The 20,106-nt window shown below is 74.6% G+C and carries 23 protein-coding genes; 10 read left to right on the top strand and 13 right to left on the bottom strand.

Annotation, left to right across the window (positions count from 1 at the left end; translation table 11 throughout):
* Positions 1–25: 25 nt before the first annotated feature.
* Positions 26–823, bottom strand: coding sequence for an ANTAR domain-containing protein (locus WCD74_RS06830; RefSeq protein ID WP_337694075.1), 798 nt, complete (start codon positions 821–823; stop codon positions 26–28).
* 91 nt (positions 824–914) lie between these two features.
* Here WCD74_RS06830 and WCD74_RS06835 point away from each other — a divergent pair, with 91 nt between their 5' ends.
* Positions 915–1,181 carry a hypothetical protein gene (locus WCD74_RS06835; protein WP_337694076.1) on the top strand — a complete coding sequence of 89 codons (267 nt, stop codon included), beginning with the start codon at positions 915–917 and terminating at the stop codon, positions 1,179–1,181.
* Between the two features lie 5 nt (positions 1,182–1,186).
* Here WCD74_RS06835 and WCD74_RS06840 read toward each other — a convergent pair whose 3' ends face one another.
* Complete coding sequence (locus WCD74_RS06840; protein WP_337694077.1) at positions 1,187–2,206, bottom strand: LLM class flavin-dependent oxidoreductase; 1,020 nt, start codon at positions 2,204–2,206, stop codon at positions 1,187–1,189.
* A gap of 86 nt (positions 2,207–2,292) precedes the next feature.
* Here WCD74_RS06840 and WCD74_RS06845 point away from each other — a divergent pair, with 86 nt between their 5' ends.
* From WCD74_RS06845 to WCD74_RS06855, 3 genes are read left to right on the top strand one after another with little or no spacing between them, the layout of a single operon-like run.
* Positions 2,293–2,907, top strand: a complete 615-nt coding sequence (locus WCD74_RS06845; protein WP_337694078.1) for a maleylpyruvate isomerase family mycothiol-dependent enzyme — start codon at positions 2,293–2,295, stop codon at positions 2,905–2,907.
* Positions 2,908–2,911: 4 nt separating this feature from the next.
* A complete protein-coding gene (locus WCD74_RS06850; RefSeq protein WP_337694079.1) occupies positions 2,912–3,271 on the top strand; it encodes a VOC family protein in 360 nt (119 codons plus the stop codon).
* On the top strand, positions 3,268–4,248 hold the full coding sequence (locus tag WCD74_RS06855; protein WP_337694080.1) for an adenosine deaminase family protein: 981 nt from the start codon (positions 3,268–3,270) through the stop codon (positions 4,246–4,248). Before WCD74_RS06850 ends, WCD74_RS06855 begins: the two co-directional genes overlap by 4 nt.
* Here the strand turns inward: WCD74_RS06855 and WCD74_RS06860 are convergent.
* The 7 genes from WCD74_RS06860 to WCD74_RS06890 all read right to left on the bottom strand — a co-directional run bounded on the left by WCD74_RS06860 (position 4,224) and on the right by WCD74_RS06890 (position 10,780).
* On the bottom strand, positions 4,224–5,519 hold the full coding sequence (locus WCD74_RS06860) for a DUF222 domain-containing protein (RefSeq protein WP_337694081.1): 1,296 nt from the start codon (positions 5,517–5,519) through the stop codon (positions 4,224–4,226). The two genes, WCD74_RS06855 and WCD74_RS06860, sit on opposite strands and share 25 nt — an antisense overlap.
* Before the next feature lie 164 nt (positions 5,520–5,683).
* The gene (locus WCD74_RS06865) at positions 5,684–6,457 is read right to left on the bottom strand and encodes an ABC transporter permease (protein ID WP_337694082.1); all 774 of its coding nucleotides are present in this window, start codon (positions 6,455–6,457) and stop codon (positions 5,684–5,686) included.
* Positions 6,454–7,374: an ATP-binding cassette domain-containing protein gene (locus WCD74_RS06870; RefSeq protein ID WP_337694083.1), complete on the bottom strand. Its 921-nt coding sequence runs from the start codon at positions 7,372–7,374 to the stop codon at positions 6,454–6,456. Before WCD74_RS06870 ends, WCD74_RS06865 begins: the two co-directional genes overlap by 4 nt.
* Positions 7,371–8,237, bottom strand: a complete 867-nt coding sequence (locus WCD74_RS06875; RefSeq protein WP_337694084.1) for a DUF4097 family beta strand repeat-containing protein — start codon at positions 8,235–8,237, stop codon at positions 7,371–7,373. Before WCD74_RS06875 ends, WCD74_RS06870 begins: the two co-directional genes overlap by 4 nt.
* 20 nt (positions 8,238–8,257) lie before the next feature.
* Positions 8,258–8,767, bottom strand: coding sequence for a toxin-antitoxin system HicB family antitoxin (locus WCD74_RS06880; protein ID WP_337694085.1), 510 nt, complete (start codon positions 8,765–8,767; stop codon positions 8,258–8,260).
* Between the two features lie 49 nt (positions 8,768–8,816).
* Positions 8,817–9,971 carry a methyltransferase gene (locus WCD74_RS06885; RefSeq protein WP_337694086.1) on the bottom strand — a complete coding sequence of 385 codons (1,155 nt, stop codon included), beginning with the start codon at positions 9,969–9,971 and terminating at the stop codon, positions 8,817–8,819.
* A 35-nt stretch (positions 9,972–10,006) separates the two neighbouring features.
* Positions 10,007–10,780, bottom strand: coding sequence for an isocitrate lyase/PEP mutase family protein (locus WCD74_RS06890; RefSeq protein ID WP_337694087.1), 774 nt, complete (start codon positions 10,778–10,780; stop codon positions 10,007–10,009).
* An 80-nt stretch (positions 10,781–10,860) separates the two neighbouring features.
* Between WCD74_RS06890 and bla the strand changes: the two genes are divergently transcribed.
* The 3 genes from bla to WCD74_RS06905 all read left to right on the top strand — a co-directional run bounded on the left by bla (position 10,861) and on the right by WCD74_RS06905 (position 13,303).
* Positions 10,861–11,718, top strand: a complete 858-nt coding sequence (gene bla, locus WCD74_RS06895) for a class A beta-lactamase (protein WP_337694088.1) — start codon at positions 10,861–10,863, stop codon at positions 11,716–11,718.
* 154 nt (positions 11,719–11,872) lie between these two features.
* Positions 11,873–12,580, top strand: a complete 708-nt coding sequence (locus WCD74_RS06900; protein ID WP_337694089.1) for a GPP34 family phosphoprotein — start codon at positions 11,873–11,875, stop codon at positions 12,578–12,580.
* Positions 12,581–12,688: 108 nt separating this feature from the next.
* Positions 12,689–13,303, top strand: a complete 615-nt coding sequence (locus tag WCD74_RS06905) for a hypothetical protein (RefSeq protein WP_337694090.1) — start codon at positions 12,689–12,691, stop codon at positions 13,301–13,303.
* A 2-nt stretch (positions 13,304–13,305) separates the two neighbouring features.
* On the opposite strand, the gene WCD74_RS06910 is transcribed toward WCD74_RS06905, so the two are convergent.
* The 3 genes from WCD74_RS06910 to WCD74_RS06920 form a co-directional block, all read right to left on the bottom strand.
* A complete protein-coding gene (locus WCD74_RS06910) occupies positions 13,306–13,764 on the bottom strand; it encodes a hypothetical protein (protein WP_337694091.1) in 459 nt (152 codons plus the stop codon).
* 86 nt (positions 13,765–13,850) lie between these two features.
* Positions 13,851–15,086: an MFS transporter gene (locus tag WCD74_RS06915; protein WP_337694268.1), complete on the bottom strand. Its 1,236-nt coding sequence runs from the start codon at positions 15,084–15,086 to the stop codon at positions 13,851–13,853.
* Entirely contained in the window at positions 15,083–15,376 is a 294-nt protein-coding gene (locus tag WCD74_RS06920; RefSeq protein ID WP_337694269.1) for a 4a-hydroxytetrahydrobiopterin dehydratase, read from the bottom strand. Before WCD74_RS06920 ends, WCD74_RS06915 begins: the two co-directional genes overlap by 4 nt.
* 19 nt (positions 15,377–15,395) lie before the next feature.
* On the opposite strand from WCD74_RS06920, the gene WCD74_RS06925 reads away from it, so the two are divergent.
* Positions 15,396–15,794, top strand: coding sequence for a (deoxy)nucleoside triphosphate pyrophosphohydrolase (locus tag WCD74_RS06925; RefSeq protein WP_337694092.1), 399 nt, complete (start codon positions 15,396–15,398; stop codon positions 15,792–15,794).
* 4 nt (positions 15,795–15,798) lie between these two features.
* Here the strand turns inward: WCD74_RS06925 and WCD74_RS06930 are convergent, their stop codons facing one another.
* The gene (locus tag WCD74_RS06930; protein ID WP_337694093.1) at positions 15,799–16,083 is read right to left on the bottom strand and encodes a hypothetical protein; all 285 of its coding nucleotides are present in this window, start codon (positions 16,081–16,083) and stop codon (positions 15,799–15,801) included.
* 124 nt (positions 16,084–16,207) lie between these two features.
* Between WCD74_RS06930 and WCD74_RS06935 the strand changes: the two genes are divergently transcribed.
* Positions 16,208–18,301: an ABC transporter substrate-binding protein gene (locus WCD74_RS06935; protein ID WP_337694094.1), complete on the top strand. Its 2,094-nt coding sequence runs from the start codon at positions 16,208–16,210 to the stop codon at positions 18,299–18,301.
* Positions 18,302–18,419: 118 nt separating this feature from the next.
* Entirely contained in the window at positions 18,420–20,039 is a 1,620-nt protein-coding gene (locus WCD74_RS06940; protein WP_337694095.1) for a peptide ABC transporter substrate-binding protein, read from the top strand.
* Positions 20,040–20,106: the final 67 nt, after the last annotated feature.

Below are 20,106 nucleotides of genomic sequence, written 5' to 3' on the forward strand. Positions count from 1 at the left end.
CCCCGACGGCTGCCCCTGGTTAACCTCACTGGCCGCTCGTCCCGTCGTGCTTCCTCTGCAGTTCGTCGACGAGCCAGGTCGCCACGACGGAGAGCTTCATGTTCGTCTGCTGGGACGACTGCACCAGCATCGCGAACGCGCGCTCCTGAGGGACACCGAAGCGCTCCATCAGGATGCCCTTGGCCTGCCCGATGACGTCCCGGCTGTCGAGGGCGATGGTCAGTCCCTGGACGCGCTTGGCGCCGTGGAGCGCCAGTGCGGCCTGAGCGGCGAACAGTGCCCCGGTGTCCGCGCTTCCCTCGTTGAAGGCGTGCGGGGCCGAGGCGTACAGATTCAGCGCGCCGGCGCTGCCGCGGCTGGCGAAGAGCTGGAACGACAACAACGACCCGATGCCTCGCTCGAGCGCAGCCGGGGCGTAGCGCGGCCATCGGTCCTTCGCGTCGGCCATGTCGTCGATCAGGGTCCGCTGCTCGTGCCAGATCGAATCCAGGCACGGACCTTCGCCGATCTCGTTCTGGAACTGGTCGAGGTCGCTCACGACGTCGCTGCTCGGCGCGTAGGACTCCACCGTGCCGCTCCGCTCCACCAGCGAGATCCCGGCCTCCTCGACGTGCGGGATCGTCCGGATGGCCCCACGCACGATCAGGCGCAAGGTGTATTCGACACTCTCCTCGTCTCCCCGCTCCATCAGTCCGCGCGCTGCCTCGTCGAGCGCCTGCGCCAGGTCGGCCCCGACGCGCTCGCCGCTGTCGCCCGGTTCGTCGTCGGGCTCCTCGTGCTCTGCGCGCTCACGTGTAGACGCCACACGCACAGCATTACGCATGAAGCGAAGAGATCGGCACCCTCTCCTGCACGATCGCGAGGCGCCCGCTTCCGGACTACGCCGGGGTGCCGGATTCCGGGAGACTCCCGGCATGACCGAGTACCGGGTGCACCTCGTGACCGACCTCATGCGCCTCGACGAGGACGGGCTCGACGACCTCCTCCGGCGCCTCGCCGAGGTCGGCGGCGTGCCGTCGGCCCCGACCGGCGCGCTCGAGGTCACCGGCAGCACCGAGGCGCCGGACGCGCGGGCGGCGGTCGACGTGGTGGGCCGGGTCCTCGAGCACGCTCTGCACGCGATGAACCGCCCGTGCACCGTCGTCGGGGTGCAGGCCGGCGCGGTCGGCCCGCACGACTGACGGGCTCAGCGCCAGCCCAGCTCCGGGGCGAGGTGGGTCAGGACGCTCTCGACGACGTGGGCGTTGTAGTCCACGCCCAGCTGGTTGGGCACGGTGAGCAGCAGCGTGTCCGCGGCGGCGATGGCTTCGTCCTCGGCGAGCTCGGCGACGAGCTTGTCGGGCTCGCCAGCGTAGGTCTTGCCGAACCGCGCGTTGCCGCCGTCGAGGTGGCCGACCTGGTCGGTCGAGTGCCGCTCGCGCCAGAACAGCTGCTTGTCGAGGTCGGAGACGATCGGGAAGACGCTGCGGCTGACCGACACGCGGCCCTCACCCTCGTGGCCGGCGGCCGCCCGCGCGTCCCGGTAGCGCTGGATCTGCTCGGCCTGCAGCCGGTGGAACGGCACGCCGGTGTCCTCGGTGAGCAGCGTCGAACTCATGAGGTTCATGCCCTGCTCGCCGGCCCACTCGGCCGTCGCGCGGCTGCCGGCGCCCCACCAGATGCGCTCGCGCAGCCCCTCCGAGTACGGCTCGATCCGCAGCAGCCCGGGCGGGTTGGCGAACATCGGCCGCGGGTTCGGCTGCGCGAACCCCTCGCCCTTCAGGGCCTCGAGGAAGATGCGGGTGTGCTCGCGCGCCATGTCGGCGTCGGTCTGCCCCTCGGCGGGCGCGTACCCGAAGTAGCGGTACCCGTCGATGACCTGCTCGGGGGAGCCACGGCTGATGCCGAGCTGCAGGCGTCCACCCGCGATGAGGTCGGCCGCGCCGGCGTCCTCGGCCATGTACAGCGGGTTCTCGTAGCGCATGTCGATGATGCCGGTGCCCAGCTCGATGCGGCTGGTCCGCGCCCCGGCCGCCGCGAGCAGCGGGAACGGCGAGGCGAGCTGCTGGGCGAAGTGGTGCACCCGGAAGTAGGCGCCGTCGGCGCCCAGCTCCTCGGCCGCGACCGCGAGGTCGATGGACTGCAGCAGGGAGTCGCGGGCGGACCGCACCATCGAGTGCGACGACGGCGACCAGTGCCCGAAGGAGAGGAACCCGATCTTCTTCACGGTTGAAGCAACAACTCAGGTGGGGTGCTCATTCCCCGATGATTCCTGACGTCGGGGCGGGTCCTACCCGCATGATGCGCGCGGCGATGCCCGAGGACGTGGCGGCGGAACGGCTCGACCTGGCCGACCAGCTGGAGGACCTGACCGACGAGGAGTGGACGACCCCGTCGTTGTGCGCGGGCTGGACCGTCCACGACGTCGTCGCGCACCTGACGCTGTCGACCGGCCAGCCGCTCGTCCGGACCCTCCTCCGCATGATCCCGGCGCGCGGGGACTACGACGCGATCAACCGGTCCGACGCCGTCGAGCGCGCCCGCCGGTACACCCCGGCCGAGCTGATCGCGCAGCTCCGCGCCATGGCCCACGACGACCGCCGCTTCCCACTGGCCGGCGCGCTCGACCCGCTGAACGACCTGCTCGTGCACCGCCAGGACCTCGCGATCCCGCTCGGGCGGGCCGTGGACGCCCCGGCGGCACGGGCCGAGCCGTGCCTGGCCCACACCTGGTCGGCGCCGTTCGTCGGTGCGGCGAGGCGCTTCGCGGGTCTGCGGCTGGTCGCGACCGACGGCACGTGGACCGCGGGGGAGGGGCCCGAGCTGCGCGGCCCGTCGTCGGGAATGCTCCTGGCGCTCAACGGTCGCGTGGCCGGGCTGGACCGGCTGGACGGTCCGGGCCTCCAGGAGGCCAGGACCCGATACTGACCAGGTGTTCGCGGCGATCCACCACGTGCAGCTCGCGATGCCGGCCGGTCGGGAGGAGGAGGCCCGGGCGTTCTTCGTCGGGGCGCTCGGGATGACCGAGGTCGACAAGCCGCCGGTGCTCGCCGCCCGCGGCGGGGCGTGGTTCCGGGGCGGCGGCGTGGAGCTGCACCTGGGGGTGGAGGAGCCGTTCGCCCCCGCGCGGAAGGCCCACCCGGGCCTCGTGGTGGACGACATCGCCGAGGCGGCGCGACGGGTGGCGACGACGGGTCAGGACGTGGCGTGGGACAGCGACTTCCCGGGTTTCCGCCGCTTCTACGCGCACGACCCGTTCGGCAACCGGCTCGAGTTCCTGCAGCCGCTGTGAGCGGCGACCTGGGTGCCCTGCCCAAGGCCCACCTGCACGTCCACCTCATGGGTTCGATCCGCCCGTCGACGTACGCCGAGCTCGGCGGCGACCTCGCCTTCCCGCCGCGGTTTGAGTCGTGGGACGGGTTCGTCGCCGCCTACCGCGCGACGAAGGGGGTGCTGCGCAGTCCCGAGGACCTGCACCGGCTCGTCGTCGAGCTCGTGGAGGACTCGGCGGCCGACGGGGCGGTGTGGACCGAGGTGAGCATCTCCCCGTCGGGGCGGCACCGGGCGCTCACCGGCTCGGACGAGGCGACGATGGAGATCGTCTGCGACGCGGTCACGACGGCGGGGCCCGCGGCCGGGGTCGTCGTCGGGATCGACCGGGAGCGCGACGCCGCCGACCCGGACCGGATGGCGCTGCTGGCGGCGGCGTGGGCCGACCGCGGGGTGACCGGGCTCGGGGTCGCCGGGGACGAGACCGCCCCGGTCGCGCCGTTCGCCCGGGCGGCCGCGATCGCCCGTGACGCCGGCCTGCTGGTCGTGCCGCACGCCGGGGAGCTGTGCGGCCCGGAGTCGATCCGGGAGGACCTGCGCGTGCTGCGGCCCGACCGGCTGATGCACGGCGTCCGGGCGGTCGAGGACCCGGAGCTGGTCCGCGAGCTGGCGGGCCGCGGGATCACGCTCGACGTGGGGGTGAGCTCGAACGTCGCGCTCGGCGTCGCGCCGTCGGCCGCCGAGCACCCGTTGCCCGCACTCGTGCGCGCCGGGGTGCCCTGCTCCATGAACGCCGACGACACGCTGCTCTTCTCGACCACGCTCGCGCGCGAGTACGAGATCGCCCGAGACCTCGGCCTGTCCGACGACGAGCTCGCGGGGATCGCGCACGCCTCGATCGCCGGATCGGCCGCGCCCGCTGCGGTGCGGGACGCGGCACTGGCCGGCGTCCGGGCGTGGCGTGCTGCGGCGGCTCATGGTCCGTCGCGGCTGGTGTAGGTGTGTCCGGTGGGGGTGGTGGTCCGGACTTCGTGGGGGTGCTCGCCGAGGCCGTCGTCGATGAGGTCGGTGGACCAGCCGGGGAGTTCCTTGACCTGGTTGCCGCGCACACAGGTCCGGCGGCCGTTGCCGAGGCTGGTCGGCCCGCCGGCGGTCTTGCCGCGGATGTGGTCGGTGTGTCTCGCGGGGGCGCCGCAGTACGGGTCGCGGCAGCGGCCGTGGTCGCGGTAGTGGATCAGGGCGGCCAGGAACCCGTCGAACAACCGGCGGGTGGGGTCGCCGCCGACGAGGCGCCCGGAGCGGGGGTGGCTGAACAGCCGCCGCCACCACTTCTTTCCCTGGGTGGTGTTGAGCAGGTCCGCGACGATCCCACTGGGTAGCGGCCCATACCCGACGACCTCGCCGGTGGTGGGGCTGTCGGGGTCGGTCAGGGCGTCGAGGGGCAGCACGATCCCGACCTCGACGTTGACGTCCTCGGCGAAGGTCTGCCCGGTGACCCGCTCGACCAGGGTGTCCGCGACGATCTGATCCCGGCTGCGCCCGTCGGCGTCCCCACCGGCGATCAACGTGTCGGCGTGGCGGCGCAGCGCGGTGATGCACGCGACGCCCTGCTCGACCGGCAGCAGCCCGGACAGCACGCTCATGGTGTCCGGCGCGGGGCCCAGCGTGACCCGCCGCTGTTTGCGGGCGGTCCGCCCGCGGTCGGTGAACCCGGCCGGGTCCGCCTCGTACGCGAGCCGCTTGATGGTCGCCTCGGCCTGGAATCGGCTCTGCGCCTCGATCCCCGCCTCGGTGACCTGCTGGTCGACGTGTCGGCGGTGTTCGGGGTCGAGGTGGCTGGTCCAGGACACCACCAGCTCCGCGACCCGCTCCGACACCCGACCCGCCACCAACAACGCCCGCGTGCACGGCAGGTCGTCGGCCAACGCCTGCGCGACCCCCAACCGCCGAGAGCCCACTGTCGGGGAGACGTGGCAGGCCAGGGCGATCTGGTCGGCGATGCCCTTGCCGAGGTCGCGGGGGTCGAGTTCGTGGACGGCGACCAGGTCGGCCTGGGCCTCCACGTGGGCTTTGGCGAAGGCGACCATCTCGGTGTGCTGGGCGGCCGCCAGCGCGGCGCGGGCCTGTTCGAGCAGCGCGATCCGGTCGATCCGCGCCGTGTCGGTGATCCCGCACGCCGGGTCGGTGGCGGTGTCGGCGAGTTCGGAGAGGCGGGTGAGCAGCGCGGTCAGCTCGTCGCTGACCGCGTCCCCACCACCGTCCGAACTCATGTTCGAAGGATAGCGCGACCCCCCGACAGTCACGCCGAGGTCGACCCGTCTCGCTCGGCGGCCGAGCTCTGGCCGAGATCGGGCGATGTATCTACCGACGCGACGGTGCCGTCTCTCCTGTCGCTGGGTGCACGCAGTGACGCATTGCTGGCACCGGGAGGCGGTCAGGAGCGCCGCTCGTACCCCCGGCGCGCCCAGAGGTAGCCGCCGACGCCGATCAGCGCGCACCACCCGAGGGCGAGGAGCCACGTCGACGGCGGCACCGGCGCGGCGAGCAGGAACCCGCGGAGCGTCTCGGTGACCGGGGTGAAGGGCTGGTACTCGGCGAACACGCGCAGCGGGCCGGGCATGGAGTCGGTCGGGACGAAGCCGGACCCCAGGAACGGCAGCAGCGTGAGCGGCAGCCCGACGTTCGACGCCGTCTCCACGGAGTCGGCCGCCAGCCCCATCGCCACGGCCAACCAAGTCAGGACGGCGCCGAACGCGACGACCAGGCCGAGGACGCCCGCCCAGCCCGCGAGCCCGGCGTCGGGGCGGAACCCGATCGCCACCGAGACCCCGAGCACCACGACGACGCCCAGCACGGCCTGCAGCAGTCCGCCCAGGACGTGCCCGGCGAGCACCGACGGACGGAAGATCGCCATGGTGCGGAACCGGGCGATGATGCCCTCGCTCATGTCCTGGGCCACGGAGATGATCGGGCCCTGCACCACGCTCGCGACCGTCATGGCGAGCACACCGGGCACCACGTAGTCGACGTAGGACGACCCGCCCAGCCCGCCCGACAGCGTCCCGCCGAGCACGAACACGAAGAGCAGGAGGAAGACCACCGGGAGCCCGACGAGCATCACGGTGAGGGAGGGGTAGCGGCGGATCCGGCGGAGCTGTCGGCGCGACATCGTCCAGACGTCGGCGACGGGCGCGGTGGCGGCGGTCATGACGTGACCTTCCCGGTCAGGGTGAGGAAGACGTCGTCGAGATCGGGCGTGTGGACCGACAGGTCGACCGCGACGAGGCCGGCCGTCTCGAGGAGGTCGACCACCTCGCGGACGGCGCCGAAGCCCTCGCCGGGGACGCGGACGGTGAGCGTCGCGGGGTCGGCCACCGCGGCGGGGAGGACGGATCCCGCCCGGGCCACGTCGTCGGGATCGGCGAAGCGCAGCCGCACGTGCCCGCCGCCGACGAGCCGCTTGAGCTCCTCGGGCGTGCCCTCGGCGACGATCCGCCCGCCGTCGAGCACGGCGACGCGCTCGGCGAGCTGGTCGGCCTCCTCGAGGTACTGGGTGGTCAGCAGGACGGTGACCCCGTCCGCGGCGAGTTCGCGGACCAGGTCCCACAGCCCACGGCGGGTCCGCGGGTCGAGCCCGGTCGTCGGCTCGTCGAGGAACAGGATCTCCGGTCGGCCCATCAGCCCCATCGCCAGGTCGAGCCGGCGTCGCATCCCGCCCGAGTAGGTCGACGCGGGGCGGTCCGCGGCGTCGACGAGGTCGAAGCGGCGCAACAGCTCCGTCACGCGGGCCCGTCCGAGCCGGCCCAGGTGGTGGAGATCGGCCATGAGCTGCAGGTTCTCGCGCCCGGTGAACAGGTCGTCGACGGCGGCGAACTGGCCCGTCACGCCGATCGCGCGGCGGACGGCATCGGGTTCCGACGACGGGTCGTGCCCGGCCACGAGCACCTCCCCGCCGTCGGCGGTGAGCTGCGTCGCGAGGATGCGCACGGTGGTCGTCTTGCCCGCCCCGTTCGGGCCGAGCAGCGCGAACACCGAGCCGCGCCGGATCTCCAGGTCGAGCGACTCCAGGACGGTGTGGTCGTCGAAGGCCTTGCGCAGGCCGCGGACGAGGACGGCGGGGGTCATGCGGTCTCCTCGACAGGGGTGTCCGCGTGGCGCAGGACGATGTCGCCCAGCGAGGTCCGGGCGCGAACCGCGGCGGTCTCACCCGCGTCGCCGGGCGCCGCGATCTCGTCGAGCCGGTTGTCGATGCGTCCGAAGCGGGTGGAGACGTCGAGGTGGGCGGCGCTGCCGCGGCGCAGCGCGAGCTCCACGCGGCCGTTGCTCGTCTCGACGTCGACCTCGCCGCGGGTGATGCCGTCGACGACGACGTCCCCGTTGGCCGTCCGGGCCTGGACGTCCGAGCCGGGATCGGTGACGGTGATGTCGCCGTTCGCGGACCGGGCGGTGACCACCGCCCCGGCGCCGCCCACCACGGTCGGACCGTTGTTGTTCGTGACGGCGACCCGGCCACCGACCCGACCCACCTGGATGCGGCCGGTGCCGACGAGCGTGGCGTCGTGCTCGACGCGGCCGATCGTCATCGTCCCCGTGGTCGACAGCTCGGCGTCCTCGACCACCTCCAGGGCGAGGGCCCCGACGGACGTCTTGACCCGGCACGCGCCGAGGCGGCCGGTGGTGCGGACGTCGAGGACCTGGGCCTCGGCCTTCACGGCGGACCCGGCGGGGAGGTCGACGGTGACGTCGATGCTGCCGCCCCCGCTCGTCGGGCTGAAGCGACGCAGCAGTCGGGCGCCGGTGATCATCAGGGTGGTGCCGGTCAGGTCGACCCGGGTGCGCTCGGCGGCGGCGAGGTCGTCGTCGTTCCCGAGGTCGCTCGGGGTCACGACCACCACGGTGTCCTCGCGGTCGGAGGCGCGGACGGTCAGGTCCGCCGAGACCGCGGTCAGGGCCAGCTCGACGGGGCCGGGGGTGTCGTAGTGGGTCATGGGGCCCTCCTGGTCCCGGGTCATCGGACCCATCCGGTGAAGCTCTGCCCGCGGCGGCCCCGACCTCGGGCCGCATCGCCGGTGCCGGTGGCCAGGGCGCCGGACACGGCGCGGACGAGCCAGGCGTTGATGGACAGGTGCTCGCGGCCGGCGGCCTCCTCGACCCGGGCCTTCAGCGCATCGGGCAGACGGAGGTTGATCCGGGTGGTCGGGCCGGCGTCGAGCTCGAGGGTGCTCTCGACCTCCGGCTCCGCATTGGCTCCGGCTGGTGCCACGGGTGGCTCGGAGGCGGGAGGGTTCACGACGAAGCCCGGCTCCCGCCCGCGCAGGCGGACCTCCACCGAGCCGGGCGCGAGGTCGCGCGTGATCTCGTCGGCGGCCTCGGCGAGCGCCTCGAGCAGCACCAGGCGCACGGAGGAGGCGAGTGACGAGGACAACCGCGCCGCCACGGCCCGGGCCTCGTCGCCGCCGGCCTCGGCGGCGAGCGTGAGTTCGTCGGCCAGGCGGTCGACGAAGGGGGACAGGTCCATGTGAGCCACGGTGGCTCACATTGGCTCACACTGTCAACCCGCGGCCGACTCAAGCCGTCGCGGTGGCCCGGGTGAAGACGTAGCGGAACCTCCCGTCGGGCTCCGCGGTCCGACGGAGGTCCGCGAGGCCCTCGTCGAACGCCTCCTCGGTCGTCAGACCGGCGGCGACGGCAGGCGCCCGCACGCCCTCGATCATCGCCGTGAACGTGCGCAGCACGAACGCGTCCGCGGACCCGCCGTCGCCGACCAGGACCTCCCGGGGCGAGGTGGCCACGTCGGCGAACCCCGCCTCCGTGAGCAGGTCGGCGAGCCGGCCGCCGATCATCGCGTCGCCACCCGCCTGGCGCTGGAGGACCACCTGGCACTCGATCGCCGCCCGGGCGGCTGCGCTGTCCGGGGTGAAGGCGGTGGTGGAGTGGTCCCCCTCGATGACGGTGATCGTGCCGCCGGGGCGCAACGCCTTCCGGAGTCCCCGCAGGACCTCCGGCGGGTCGGACAGGTGCTCGAGCACGAAGCAGACGACGACGTGGTCCACCGGGCCGAGCGCGGCGTCGGGAAGGGCCCGGACGTCGAGCCGGCGGAACGTCACCCGCCGGTCGCGCACCCGCCGTCGGGCCCGCGCCAGGGAGTCGGCGGAGACGTCGATCGCGGTGATCCGGGCGCCCGGGCTGCGGCGGGCGATGACGGCGGTCTGGGCGCCGACGCCGCAGCCGACCTCGAGGACGTGGCTCCCGGCGGCGAAGGCCGTGTCGTGGTGCAGCAAGTGCTCGAGGGCGTCGGCCTGGTCGGCGAGGCGCGCACCCTCCTCGGCGCGGTAGCCGTGGACGTACCCGTCCACCATCGTCATCGCGGAGATGACCGCCATGAGCGACGAGTCGCCGTCGAGCGCGGACCGGAGCAGGTCCCGCAGCCGCGACGACCGGGCGATCTCGGCCTCGAGCCGGTCCAGGTGGTCCCGCAGCACCGTCGTGGAGTCGCCGGCCTGCTCGTCGAGGGCCACCCGGATCGCCTCGAGCCCGAGGCCCGTCCGCCGCAGGGCGAGCGCACGGTAGAGACGGGTGACGGCCTCGGGCCCGTAGCGCCGGTGCCCGCTCGCGGTGCGGCCCGGCGAGACGATCCCGACCTCGTCCCAGTGCCGCAGCACCCGCACCGACAGGCCCGAGGCCGCCGCCAGCTCTCCGACCGACCACGTCCGCTCGTCCACGGCGCGGACCGTAGGTCCTCACACCGTGTGAGGTGCTAATTCAGCTTGCGCACGCCCTCGGCGAGCCCGCCGCCGTCGTAGGCGCGCTCGGCGAGCTCCGCGAGAGCGGTCAGTGCGGTGTTCTGCGACCACGGGCCGAACGAGATCCGGGCGAGCCCGATCCGCTGCGCCGCTTCCTGGGAGATCGACCCGGGGATGCCGATCATGTTGACCTTGCGCTCCCCGAGGGCGCCGACCAGCTCGGTCCACTGCGCCTCGTCGAGCTTGCCGGGGACGAAGAAGTTCGAGGCGCCGGCGTCCAGGTAGGCGCGGCCGCGCTCGATCGCGTCCTTCAGCACCTCGGCGGGGTCGCGGTCGCCGGCCTTGACGAACGCGTCCGTGCGCGCGTTCAGGACGAAGTCGACGCCCTCGGCCTGCGCAGCGGCGACGGCGGCCTCCACGGCCCTGACCGACTCGGCCAGCGGCTTCATCTGGTCCTCGAGGTTCGCCCCGACGATCCCGACGCCGATCGCCCGGGCGATCGTGCCGCCCGGGTCGCCGTACCCGCCCTCGAGGTCGGCGGAGACCGGCAGGGAGGTCTGGCGGGCGATCAGCCCGACCTCGGCGATCATCTCGTCGCGGGGGATGTTCTCGCCGTCCTCGTACCCCCGCGAGGCCGCGATGCCGTGGCTGGCGGTGGCGAGGGCCTTCGTACCGGGGATCTCGGAGACCACCTTCGCGGTGATGGCGTCCCAGACGTTGACGACGCGCAGCAGCTCCGGGGCGGCGTGCAGTGCCTGCAGGTCCCGGGCCTTGTCAGCGGTGCTCATGCCGGTCGGAACCCAGGTTGTGTGCAACCGATTCCTGGTGTGCGGGCGGTCACACGTCCGGGCCTGGTGAGGTCGCAGCCATGCCTCCTTCCCGACGACGGGTCCTCGCGCTCGGCGCGGCCGCTCTCGCGGCGGGATGCACGCCCGCGCCCACCCCGGCCCCACCCGCCGTCGGGAACGAGGATCCCTTCGCGCCGATCGAGGCCGGGTTCGGTGGCCGGCTGGGGGTCTTCGCGCTGGACACCGCGACCGGCCGGACGGTCGGGCACCGCGCGGACGAGCGCTTCCTCCTGTGCTCGACGTCGAAGATGCCGACGGCCGCCGCGATCCTGGCCGCGAGGGTGCCGCTCGACGAGGTCGTCCGGTACTCGGCCGCGGACCTGGTACGGAACTCGCCGACGACCTCGCGCGCCCGGGAGATGACGGTCCGGGACCTCTGCGCCGCGGCGATCACGGTCTCGGACAACGCCGCGGAGAACCTGCTGCTGCGCCGGCTCGGCGGTCCGAAGGCGGTCGAGGCGTACGTGCGCTCGATCGGGGACGGCGTCTCGAGCTTCGACCGGACCGAGCCGGAGCTGAACGTCCGCTCCGGCACCCTCGACACCTCCACCCCGCGGCAGATGGCCCGGACGCTGCAGGCCTGCACGCTGGGGACGGGGCTCGACGACGCCGGGCGGGCGCAGCTGACCGACTGGCTCGTCGCGAACACCACCGGCGGGCAGCGCGTCCGTGCGGGGCTGCCGGCCGGCTGGCGCACCGGGGACAAGACGGGCAGCGGCGACGGCGGGGAGGTCAACGACGTGGCGATGACGTGGCCTCCCGGCAGGTCGCCGGTCCTGCTCGCCGTCTACACCGAACCGACGGACCCGGCCGCGCAGCGCAACGTCCCGGCCGTCCCGGCGGCCGCTGCGGCCGCGGTCCGGGCCCTCGGCCTCTGACTCGGCGTGTCGCCGGGCGCGGCGCGGACGGGTGGCGGACCCCGTGCGGTGACCGGTCGACCGGGTGGAACGACGACGAACGGTGAGATGAGCGGTCGATCGCGGCGCCCGACCGGGTGAGGTCGAGCGGGGTCGTGTGCCTACGCTGTCCGACGTGCGTTCCGAACGATGGTCGGCCCCCACCCGGGAACTGACTCTGCCCGAGCGCATCGCCTGGGTCCTCGGCAACGAGGACGGCCGGCCCGTCTCCAGCCTCACCGAGCCGGCCGGGCTGCTCGTCGCCGCCGCGATCGTGGAGCTCCTGCTGGACGCGTCCGTGCTCGACGCCGGGTCGTCCTACCGGTACGGCCCCGTCGAGCCGACCGACCCGCTGCTGTGCTGGGTCGCGGACGGGCTGGTGCGCCCGGGCGGCCGCAAGAGCGACCTCGGGCACGCCGTCACCGGTCCGCGCGGGGCCCAGATGATCCGCCGGACGATGGACCGGCTCGTCGAGCGCGGCCTGGCCCACCGGGAGCCGCGCCGCGTGTTCGGCTACCTCGCCATGCCGGTGTTCGGCTCCGCGCTGCGCGTGCACGAGACCGGGGCGCTGCACCACGACCGGAGCGTGGTCCGGCAGGTCCTCGACGGGGCCGACCCGGACGAGGACACCGCGATGGTGACCGTGCTGCTCCACCACGGACGGCGGGTCCGCGCCCTGCACCCGCTCGACCTGCCCGCCGCGAGCGAGCGCGCGCGGGCGATCGCGTCCGGCCGGCACGTGCCGCCGGGGATCGACCAGGACATCGTGCGGCTCGTCAGCCCGACCGTGCGGACCGTGCTCGCGGCGCTGACCGCGACCGAGGTGATGAGCCCCGGGGCCTGAGCTCCGTTACCACTCGCTCCGTGGGCTGATCGCCAGGGGTCCCGATCGGGGCTCCGGCGGTCTACTCTCGTCCCTTGTTCCGCGCGCAGCGTTCTTCAGGGGGCAGCCATGCCGACCACGCAGCCGACGTCCGCCACACCCGAGGGGCTCCCGATCCTGGAGGCCGGCGCCCATCGCGACGCCCGGTCGGGGAGCTGCGTCATGGAGTACGTCTCCGTGCTCGCCGGCGAACGCTTCACCGACCGTCCGCAGTGCACCCACCCGGCCGTGGCCGCCCTCGCCTGGCAGGTGAACGACGCGGTCTCGCACGACGTCCGCCAGGCGCTCGCCCTCCGCGCGGTCGACCTCGTCGGCGCGGGCCGCGACCACGACGGGCCGGTGCGCCCGCTGGTCCTCGCGGCCATCGCGCGGGCGGGGCTCGCGCTCGACCCGCTGAACCGCTTCTTCCTGCGCCTGGAGCGCCGGGTTGAGGCCGCCTACGCCCGGGCCGCCGCCCGCCGCGCGGCGGGGTCCGACCCCGGTGACGGCTCCGGGGGCCGCATCTCGACCCTGCTGCACGTCGGCCCGGTCAACCACGCCTGCGCGCACCTGCTGGTCGCTGCTCGGGCGGCCGGCCTGGACGGTGCCGCCCGCGACGCCGCGTTGCTGGCCCTGCTCGACGACTGCCTCGCCGCCGTCCGCACCGCACCCGCGGCGGACCGGGCCCCGGCTCCCGCGGGCTGACCTCAGCCGACCTGCACGCACACCCCGCCGACGAGCTGCAGGCACACCCTCGCCAGCGGCGCCGGCTCCCGCGTGGCGGGGGCCGGAGCCGCCGGCGCGCTCCGCGGTGCGGGCGCCGTCGTCGGGGCAGGGCCCGTTCCCGACGACGGGTCGGGGCTCGGCTCGGCGTCGGGCGTCCCGGTGCGGGTCGCCGGGTCCTCCCGGGGCACCGCGCGGACGGTCGGCGGCGGCACCGCGGCGGCGGAGGAAGCCGTCGGCGGCACCGGCGCGGGCGCGGGCCCGACGACCGCCAACGGCGCGAGCGGGACCGGCGCCGCGGGGCCCTCGACGGCGGGAGTCTGCGGGGTGGCCGCGACCTCGTCGGCCAGGCCCTCCGGGACGCGCGTGAGCACCGTCGCCACGTGCGCGAGGAGCATCATCGCGAGGGCGCCGCAGGCGACGGCGAGCAGGAACCGCCGCACGTCCGCCTCCCCTCGCCGCTCCCGACGACCAGGGAGTCGGTGCCCGACCGCGCGCCATTACGGCCCGACGGGGACACGCCGCGGGTTCACCCCGACGTCCGAGTGCTGCCTACTCCCCGCCACGGTGCTGCTCCGAGCGCGAGCACGCATCCCAGCGCCGCGACCGCGAACGACCACGGGGCGCCCGCGACACCCAGCACGGCCGACAGCGCCGTCGCGCCCACCCCGGTCCCGGCGTCGTAGGCGGTGTTCCAGACGCTGCTCGCCGTACCGGACCGTCCGGGGCCGGCGCGGTCGAAGAGCGTGACCAGGGTGTCGTTCTGGACGGCACCGAACCCGAGGCCGATCAGGGCGGCGCCGAGCACGACGGCCGGCGTCGCGCCACCCTCCAGCCCCCACGCCGCGGTCCCCGCGCCGACCGCCGTCACCGCCAGCGCCGGCCCCGTAACTCGGCCGGCGAGCCCGAACCGGTCGCCGAGCTCGCCGGACCCGGCCCGCCCCACCAGCTGGGCGATCGTCAGCGCGAACAGCGCCACCGCGGCCACTCCCGGGGCGCCGGCCAGCGGCAGCACCGTGATGACCCCGCCCGCGCTCGCGGCGCACACCAGCATGACCAGCCACGGCCCGGCGGCACTGCGCGCGCGGAGCCCTGCCGGTTCGGTACGAACGGGCCGTTCGTCACCTTCTTCCGTGACGAACGACCCGTTCGTACCGTCCGGGGCGGGCTCCGGGACCGGCTCCGGCGCGGGGTCCAGGCTTGCCGGCACCACCCGCCGCGGCAGCAGCGTCATCGCGGGCAGCGCGAGCAGCGGGAGGGCCGCCCCGGCGAGCAGCACGGGCGCCGGCCCGAGCCGTGACCACGCCCAGACCCCGCCGGTGAGCAGGACGAGCTGCGGGAGCCCGATCGCGATGCCGTAGACCCCGGTGGCGCGGCCGCGGATGCGGGCGGGCACCAGGTCGGAGACCAGGGCGGCGCCGGTGACGGTGAGGATGCCGAAGCCGATCCCGCGCACGACCGCGACCGGCATCGTCAGGACCAGGTCGGGGCTCAGCGGCAGCAGCGCGGCCGGGAGTCCGAGCGCGAGGGCGCCGAGGGCGAGGGCCGCCCGGTGCCCGACCGCGCGCAGCAGGGCCGGCACGCCGAGCTGGGAGACGACGGTCGCGGCCATGAACACGCCCGTGACCGACCCGGCGAGCCCCGGCCCCGAGCCGCCCGCGGCCGCCCACAGGGGCAGGACCGGCAGCAGCAGCGCGTACCCGCCGAACGCCGCGACGGTCGCGGCGAGGACCGCGAGGAAGGGGCCCGAGCGCAGCGCGCTCAGGAGTGCCGGTCGATCGCCGCCGAGATCCGGCCGGCGAGGTCGGGGTCCTTCGCCGTCAGACCACCCTCGGAGTGGGTCGACAGGCGGAACGTCAGCGTGTTGTACCGGATGTCGATGTCCGGGTGGTGGTTCGCGGCCTCGGCCGCCGCGGCGACCTCGTCGACCACGGAGATCGCGGCCGGGAAGCCCGGCAGCTCCGCGGTGCGGACGATCGAGTCGCCGTCCCGGTCCCAGCCCGGGAGGTCGGCGAGGGCCTGCGAGACGGCGTCGTCGGACAGCAGTTCGGCCATGACACGTCATGATGCACGCGTGCGGGTCGTGGTGGGGGCGGCGGTGGTGCGCGACGGGCGGCTGCTCGTGGCACAACGGGCGGAGCCGCCGGACATGCGCGGCCGCTGGGAGCTCCCGGGCGGGTCCGTGGAGGACGGCGAGTCCGAGACCGACGCCCTGGCGCGGGAGCTGCGCGAGGAACTGGCGTACGCCGTCGTCGTCGGGGAGCGGCTCGGCCCGGACGTGCCGGTGATCGGGCGGGCCGGGCAGGAGCTCGTGCTGCGCTTCTACCGCTGCCGCCCGGAGAACGGGGCGGAGCCGGTCGCGCTGGAGCACCTGGCCCTGCGCTGGGTGGACGCCGACGAGCTCGACGGCGTCGACTGGCTGCCGGCCGACGAGGTGCTGCTCCCGGCCCTGCGGGAGGCGCTCGGCGGCTGACTCGTCAGGCCGCGCGGGCGCGCTTGACCGCGCGGGCGAGCTCCTTGCCGGTCAGCCCGGACTCCGCGGCGCGGGCGGCGCGCATGAGCACCACCGGGCAGCCCTTGCAGCGCGGGGTGGAGCGGCAGCACTTCTTCTTGGCGCGCTTGGCCCCGGTGATCGCGCAGGCCCGGGCCGGGTCGACCACCAGCCGGGTCGGTGCCGGGCCCGCCGGCACCGGCACGGGCCGGTCACGCGGGCGCAGTCGCGCCAGGGCGTCCACCCACGTCGTCGCGGCCCGCCTGCCCATGAGGGCAGGCTAACCTGAGCGGACTCGGGCGGGGAAGGGCCGCACGCGGGTCCCACGGCCCGCCGTGCCACGATGCCCCGGTCCGTCCGCTGCTGCACGAGAGGCACCCGCACACCGCCACGTCATGAGAGCCCTCCTGGTCGTCGTGCTCGCCGGTCTGCTGGTGCTGGCCGGGTGCTCCTCGTCGCCCCCGCCGGTGGTGGGTCAGGCCCCGACGACGGCACCGCGCCCGCAGCCCCAGCTCGAGCCGGACCCGACCCAGCTGCGCATCGGCGTCGACGACCTCGGTGTCGGGTTCAACCCGCACCGGATCGCGGACCTCACCCCGACGAGCCGGGCCATGGCCGCCCTGGTGCTGCCCAGCGCCTTCCGGCTCGGGCCCGACGGGGTGCGCCGACCCGACACCACGGTGGTCACCTCGGCGCGCGTGACCTCCACCCGGCCCTACGTCGTCTCCTACGAGATCGCGCCGGCCGCGGCCTGGAGCGACAACGCCCCCATCGCCGCCGAGGACTTCGTCTACCTGTGGCAGCAGATGCGCTCGCAGCCCGGGGTGGTCGACGCGGCGGGCTACCGCGCGATCTCCGACGTCCGCTCCCGCGCGGGCGGGAAGGCCGTGGACGTCGTGTTCGACCGGCCGTACCCGGCCTGGTCGACGCTGTTCGACAGCCTGCTGCCGGCCCACCTGCTCAAGGACGCCCCCGGCTCGTGGGGCGGCGCGCTGCAGGACAGCATCCCGGTCTCCGGCGGCCCGTACGCGGTCCGGCTGGTGGACCGCATCCGCGGGCAGGTCACCCTGGTCCGCAACAGCGTCTACTGGGGCACCCCCGGCGCCTCCGACCAGATCGTCCTGCAGGCCGCCGACCACGCCTCGCTGATCGACCGGGTCCGCACCGGCGACGTCCAGGCCACGCAGTTCCGGGCCGACGGCAGCGACCTGGCCGCCCTGCAGGCGCTGGCCGCGGCGGCTCCGGGCCCGGCAGGCCCGCTCGCGGTCCGCACCGTGGCGGAGTCGCAGCTCGTCCAGCTCGCGCTGCGCTCCGACGACGGCCCGCTCGCCGACCCCCGGGTGCGGCGCGCGGTGGTGTCGCTGCTCGACCGGGACGCCCTGGTCGAGGCCGGCGCCGGCGGCGGACCGGGTCGGGCCCTGCGCGCCGACGCCTTCGCCACCGCCCCGAGCGAGCCCGGCTACCGCCCCACGCTGACCGCCGACTCGCCGGTCCGCGCCCCGGACCCCGCGGCCGCGTCCCGGCTGCTGGGGCAGGCCGGGTACCTGCGCGGTCCCGACGGCCGGTGGGTCCGCGACGGCACGCCGCTGCGGCTGCGGCTCTCCGCCCCCGCGCAGGCCTCGCCGTACGGGCGGCTCGTCGAGACCGTCGCGACCCAGCTGAACGCCGCCGGGATCGGCACGACCACGGTCGCCGACGCCGGGTCCAACCCGTTCCCGCCCGGCCGCGGGCCGATCCCGTCGGACACGCCGTCCGTCGTCGCCACCCCCTCCACCCCGGGCCCGTTGACGTCCTCGGCGGTGCCCGGCACCACGACCACCTCGCCGCCGCCCGAGTCGACGGCCCCCGCCACCACCTCGACGCCGCCGACCGGGACCACCACCTCCGTGCCGCCGATCCCGAAGTCGCCGTCGGACATGGCGGTCGCGGACCTCACCGTGCTCGCGCTGCCGGTGGGCGCGGACCCGGTGGCCGGGCTGGACTCGCTCATCGGCTGCCCGGGCCGCCAGGCGCCCACCAGCTCCGGGGTCTCGCCCGCGGTCCCGCGGACCACGACGAGCACCCCGGTCGCCCCGTCGACCGCCCCGGCCGTCCCGCCCACCACGAGCGCGGCGCCCACGTCGACCCCGGCCCCGACCACGGGCGCCGGGCCCGCCACCACGACGGCCGCCCCGCTCGCCCAGGACGGCACCCCCGAGGCGTCCGAGGCGCTCTCGGTGACCGGCTTCTGCGACCCGACGCTGCAGTCGGTCCTGGACGGTGCGTCCTCCGGGTCGATCGACCAGGACACCGCGCTCGCCCTGGTGGAGCCCATCCTCTGGCGCGCGACGCCGCTGGTGCCGCTGTTCCAAGCCGCGACCACGCTGGTCGCCCCGGCCGACCGGACGGACGTGGTCGTCCCGCCGTTCGGCGTGAGCCCGTTCGCCTCGGCGGACCGCTGGAGCCCGCCCGCGCGGCAGGGCCAGGCGAACGGCGACGCGAACAACTGAACGGGAGCTGACGAAATCGTGAGCTTCCGGAAACACCCCGGGGTGGCGCGAGAGGTCCAGACCACTTAGGTTGCCCGCGGGCGGCGATCCCGCCTGTCAAACCATTTCAGGAGGTGTGGTGACCAGGTTCACCAGGCGCGGTCGGTCGCGCTGGATCGCTGTCGGCGCGCTCGTGGCGGCCGGGGCTCTCGTCCTCTCCGCCTGCGGCGGTGGCGGCGGGGGCGGCGACCAGGCGCAGACCGTCTCGATCGAGTGGGGCGAGCCGGAGAACCCGCTCATCCCCGGCTCGACCAACGAGCAGAACGGCGGCGACGCGATCGACGCGCTGTTCACCGGGCTCGTGAAGTACGACCCGAAGACCGGGCAGCCGTCGAACGCCATGGCCGACTCCATCACGTCGACCGACAACACGACGTTCACCGTCAGGATCAAGCCGAACTGGACCTTCCACGACGGCACCCCGGTCACGGCGCAGAGCTACGTCGACGCGTGGAACTGGACGGCCTTCGGCCCGAACGGCGCGCAGAACCAGTCGTTCATGGAGAAGATCCAGGGCTACGACCAGGTGAGCGCGGAGAACGCCACCGTCAACCAGCTCTCGGGCCTGCGCGTGGTCGACCCGACCACGTTCACCGTGACCCTGACCCAGCCCTTCACGATCTTCCCGGTGACGCTGGGCTACACGGCGTACTTCCCGATGCCGCAGAAGTTCTTCGCCGACCGCGCCGGCTACGAGTCCGCCCCGGTGGGCAACGGCCCGTTCCGCTTCGTGTCGCGGACGCCGAACCAGGAGCTCGACGTCACGCGCTACGACCAGTACGCGGGCGACGACAAGCCGCAGGTGCAGAACCTGCAGTTCCGGGTCTACTCCGACCTGAACACCGCCTACTCCGACGTGGTGTCGGGCAGCCTCGACCACATCCGGCAGATCCCGTCGTCGGCGCTCGCCGGCGACCGGTGGCGTCAGGACCTCGGCCCGGGCGCCCAGCTGGTGCCGGGTCTGGTGACGACCGCGCTGACGTTCCCGACCTACGACCCGCGCTTCCAGAACCCGCTGCTGCGCAAGGCGTTCTCGATGGCGATCGACCGCCAGGCGATCATCAACCAGCTCTTCAACGGCATCTACACGCCGGCGGACGGCTACGCGACCCCGTCCGTGCAGGGCTACGTCCCGAACCAGTGCGGCCAGACCTGCACGTTCGACCCGAACGGTGCGAAGGCGCTGCTCGCGCAGGCCGGCGGCGTCCAGGGGCCGATCACGCTCGTCGCCAACTCCGACGGCGGCAACGACGAGTGGATGCAGGCAATCACCAACCAGCTGCGGCAGAACCTGGGGATCGACGTCCGGTACTCGCCGGTGCCGACCTTCCAGGAGGCCCGCCGCCTGGCCAACGCCAAGCAGTACACCGGTCCGTTCCGCGCGGCGTGGCAGGGCGACTACCCGAACATCGAGACGTTCCTGAGCCAGCTCTACCGCACCGGGGCGTCCGCCAACGACGCCGGCTACTCGAACCCGGCGTTCGACGCGGCGATGACCGCCGGTGACGCGGCCCCGACGATCGAGGCGGCCAACCAGGCCTACGCGAACGCCGAGAAGATCGCCCTGAACGACATGCCGGCCATCCCGCTGTGGAGCCGGCCGGTGATCTGGGGCGACGGGCAGCGGGTGCAGACCGGTCTGCAGACGCCGCTGAACCGCATCGACGCCTCGGCGTTCGTGCTCAAGCCCCAGGGCTGACGGGCACCGACGACCACCACCACCGGACGCGGCCGGCTCCCCGATGACGGGGAGCCACCGCGGCCGG

Source organism: Actinomycetospora aurantiaca (genome assembly GCF_037401875.1).
GTDB lineage: Bacteria > Actinomycetota > Actinomycetes > Mycobacteriales > Pseudonocardiaceae > Actinomycetospora > Actinomycetospora aurantiaca.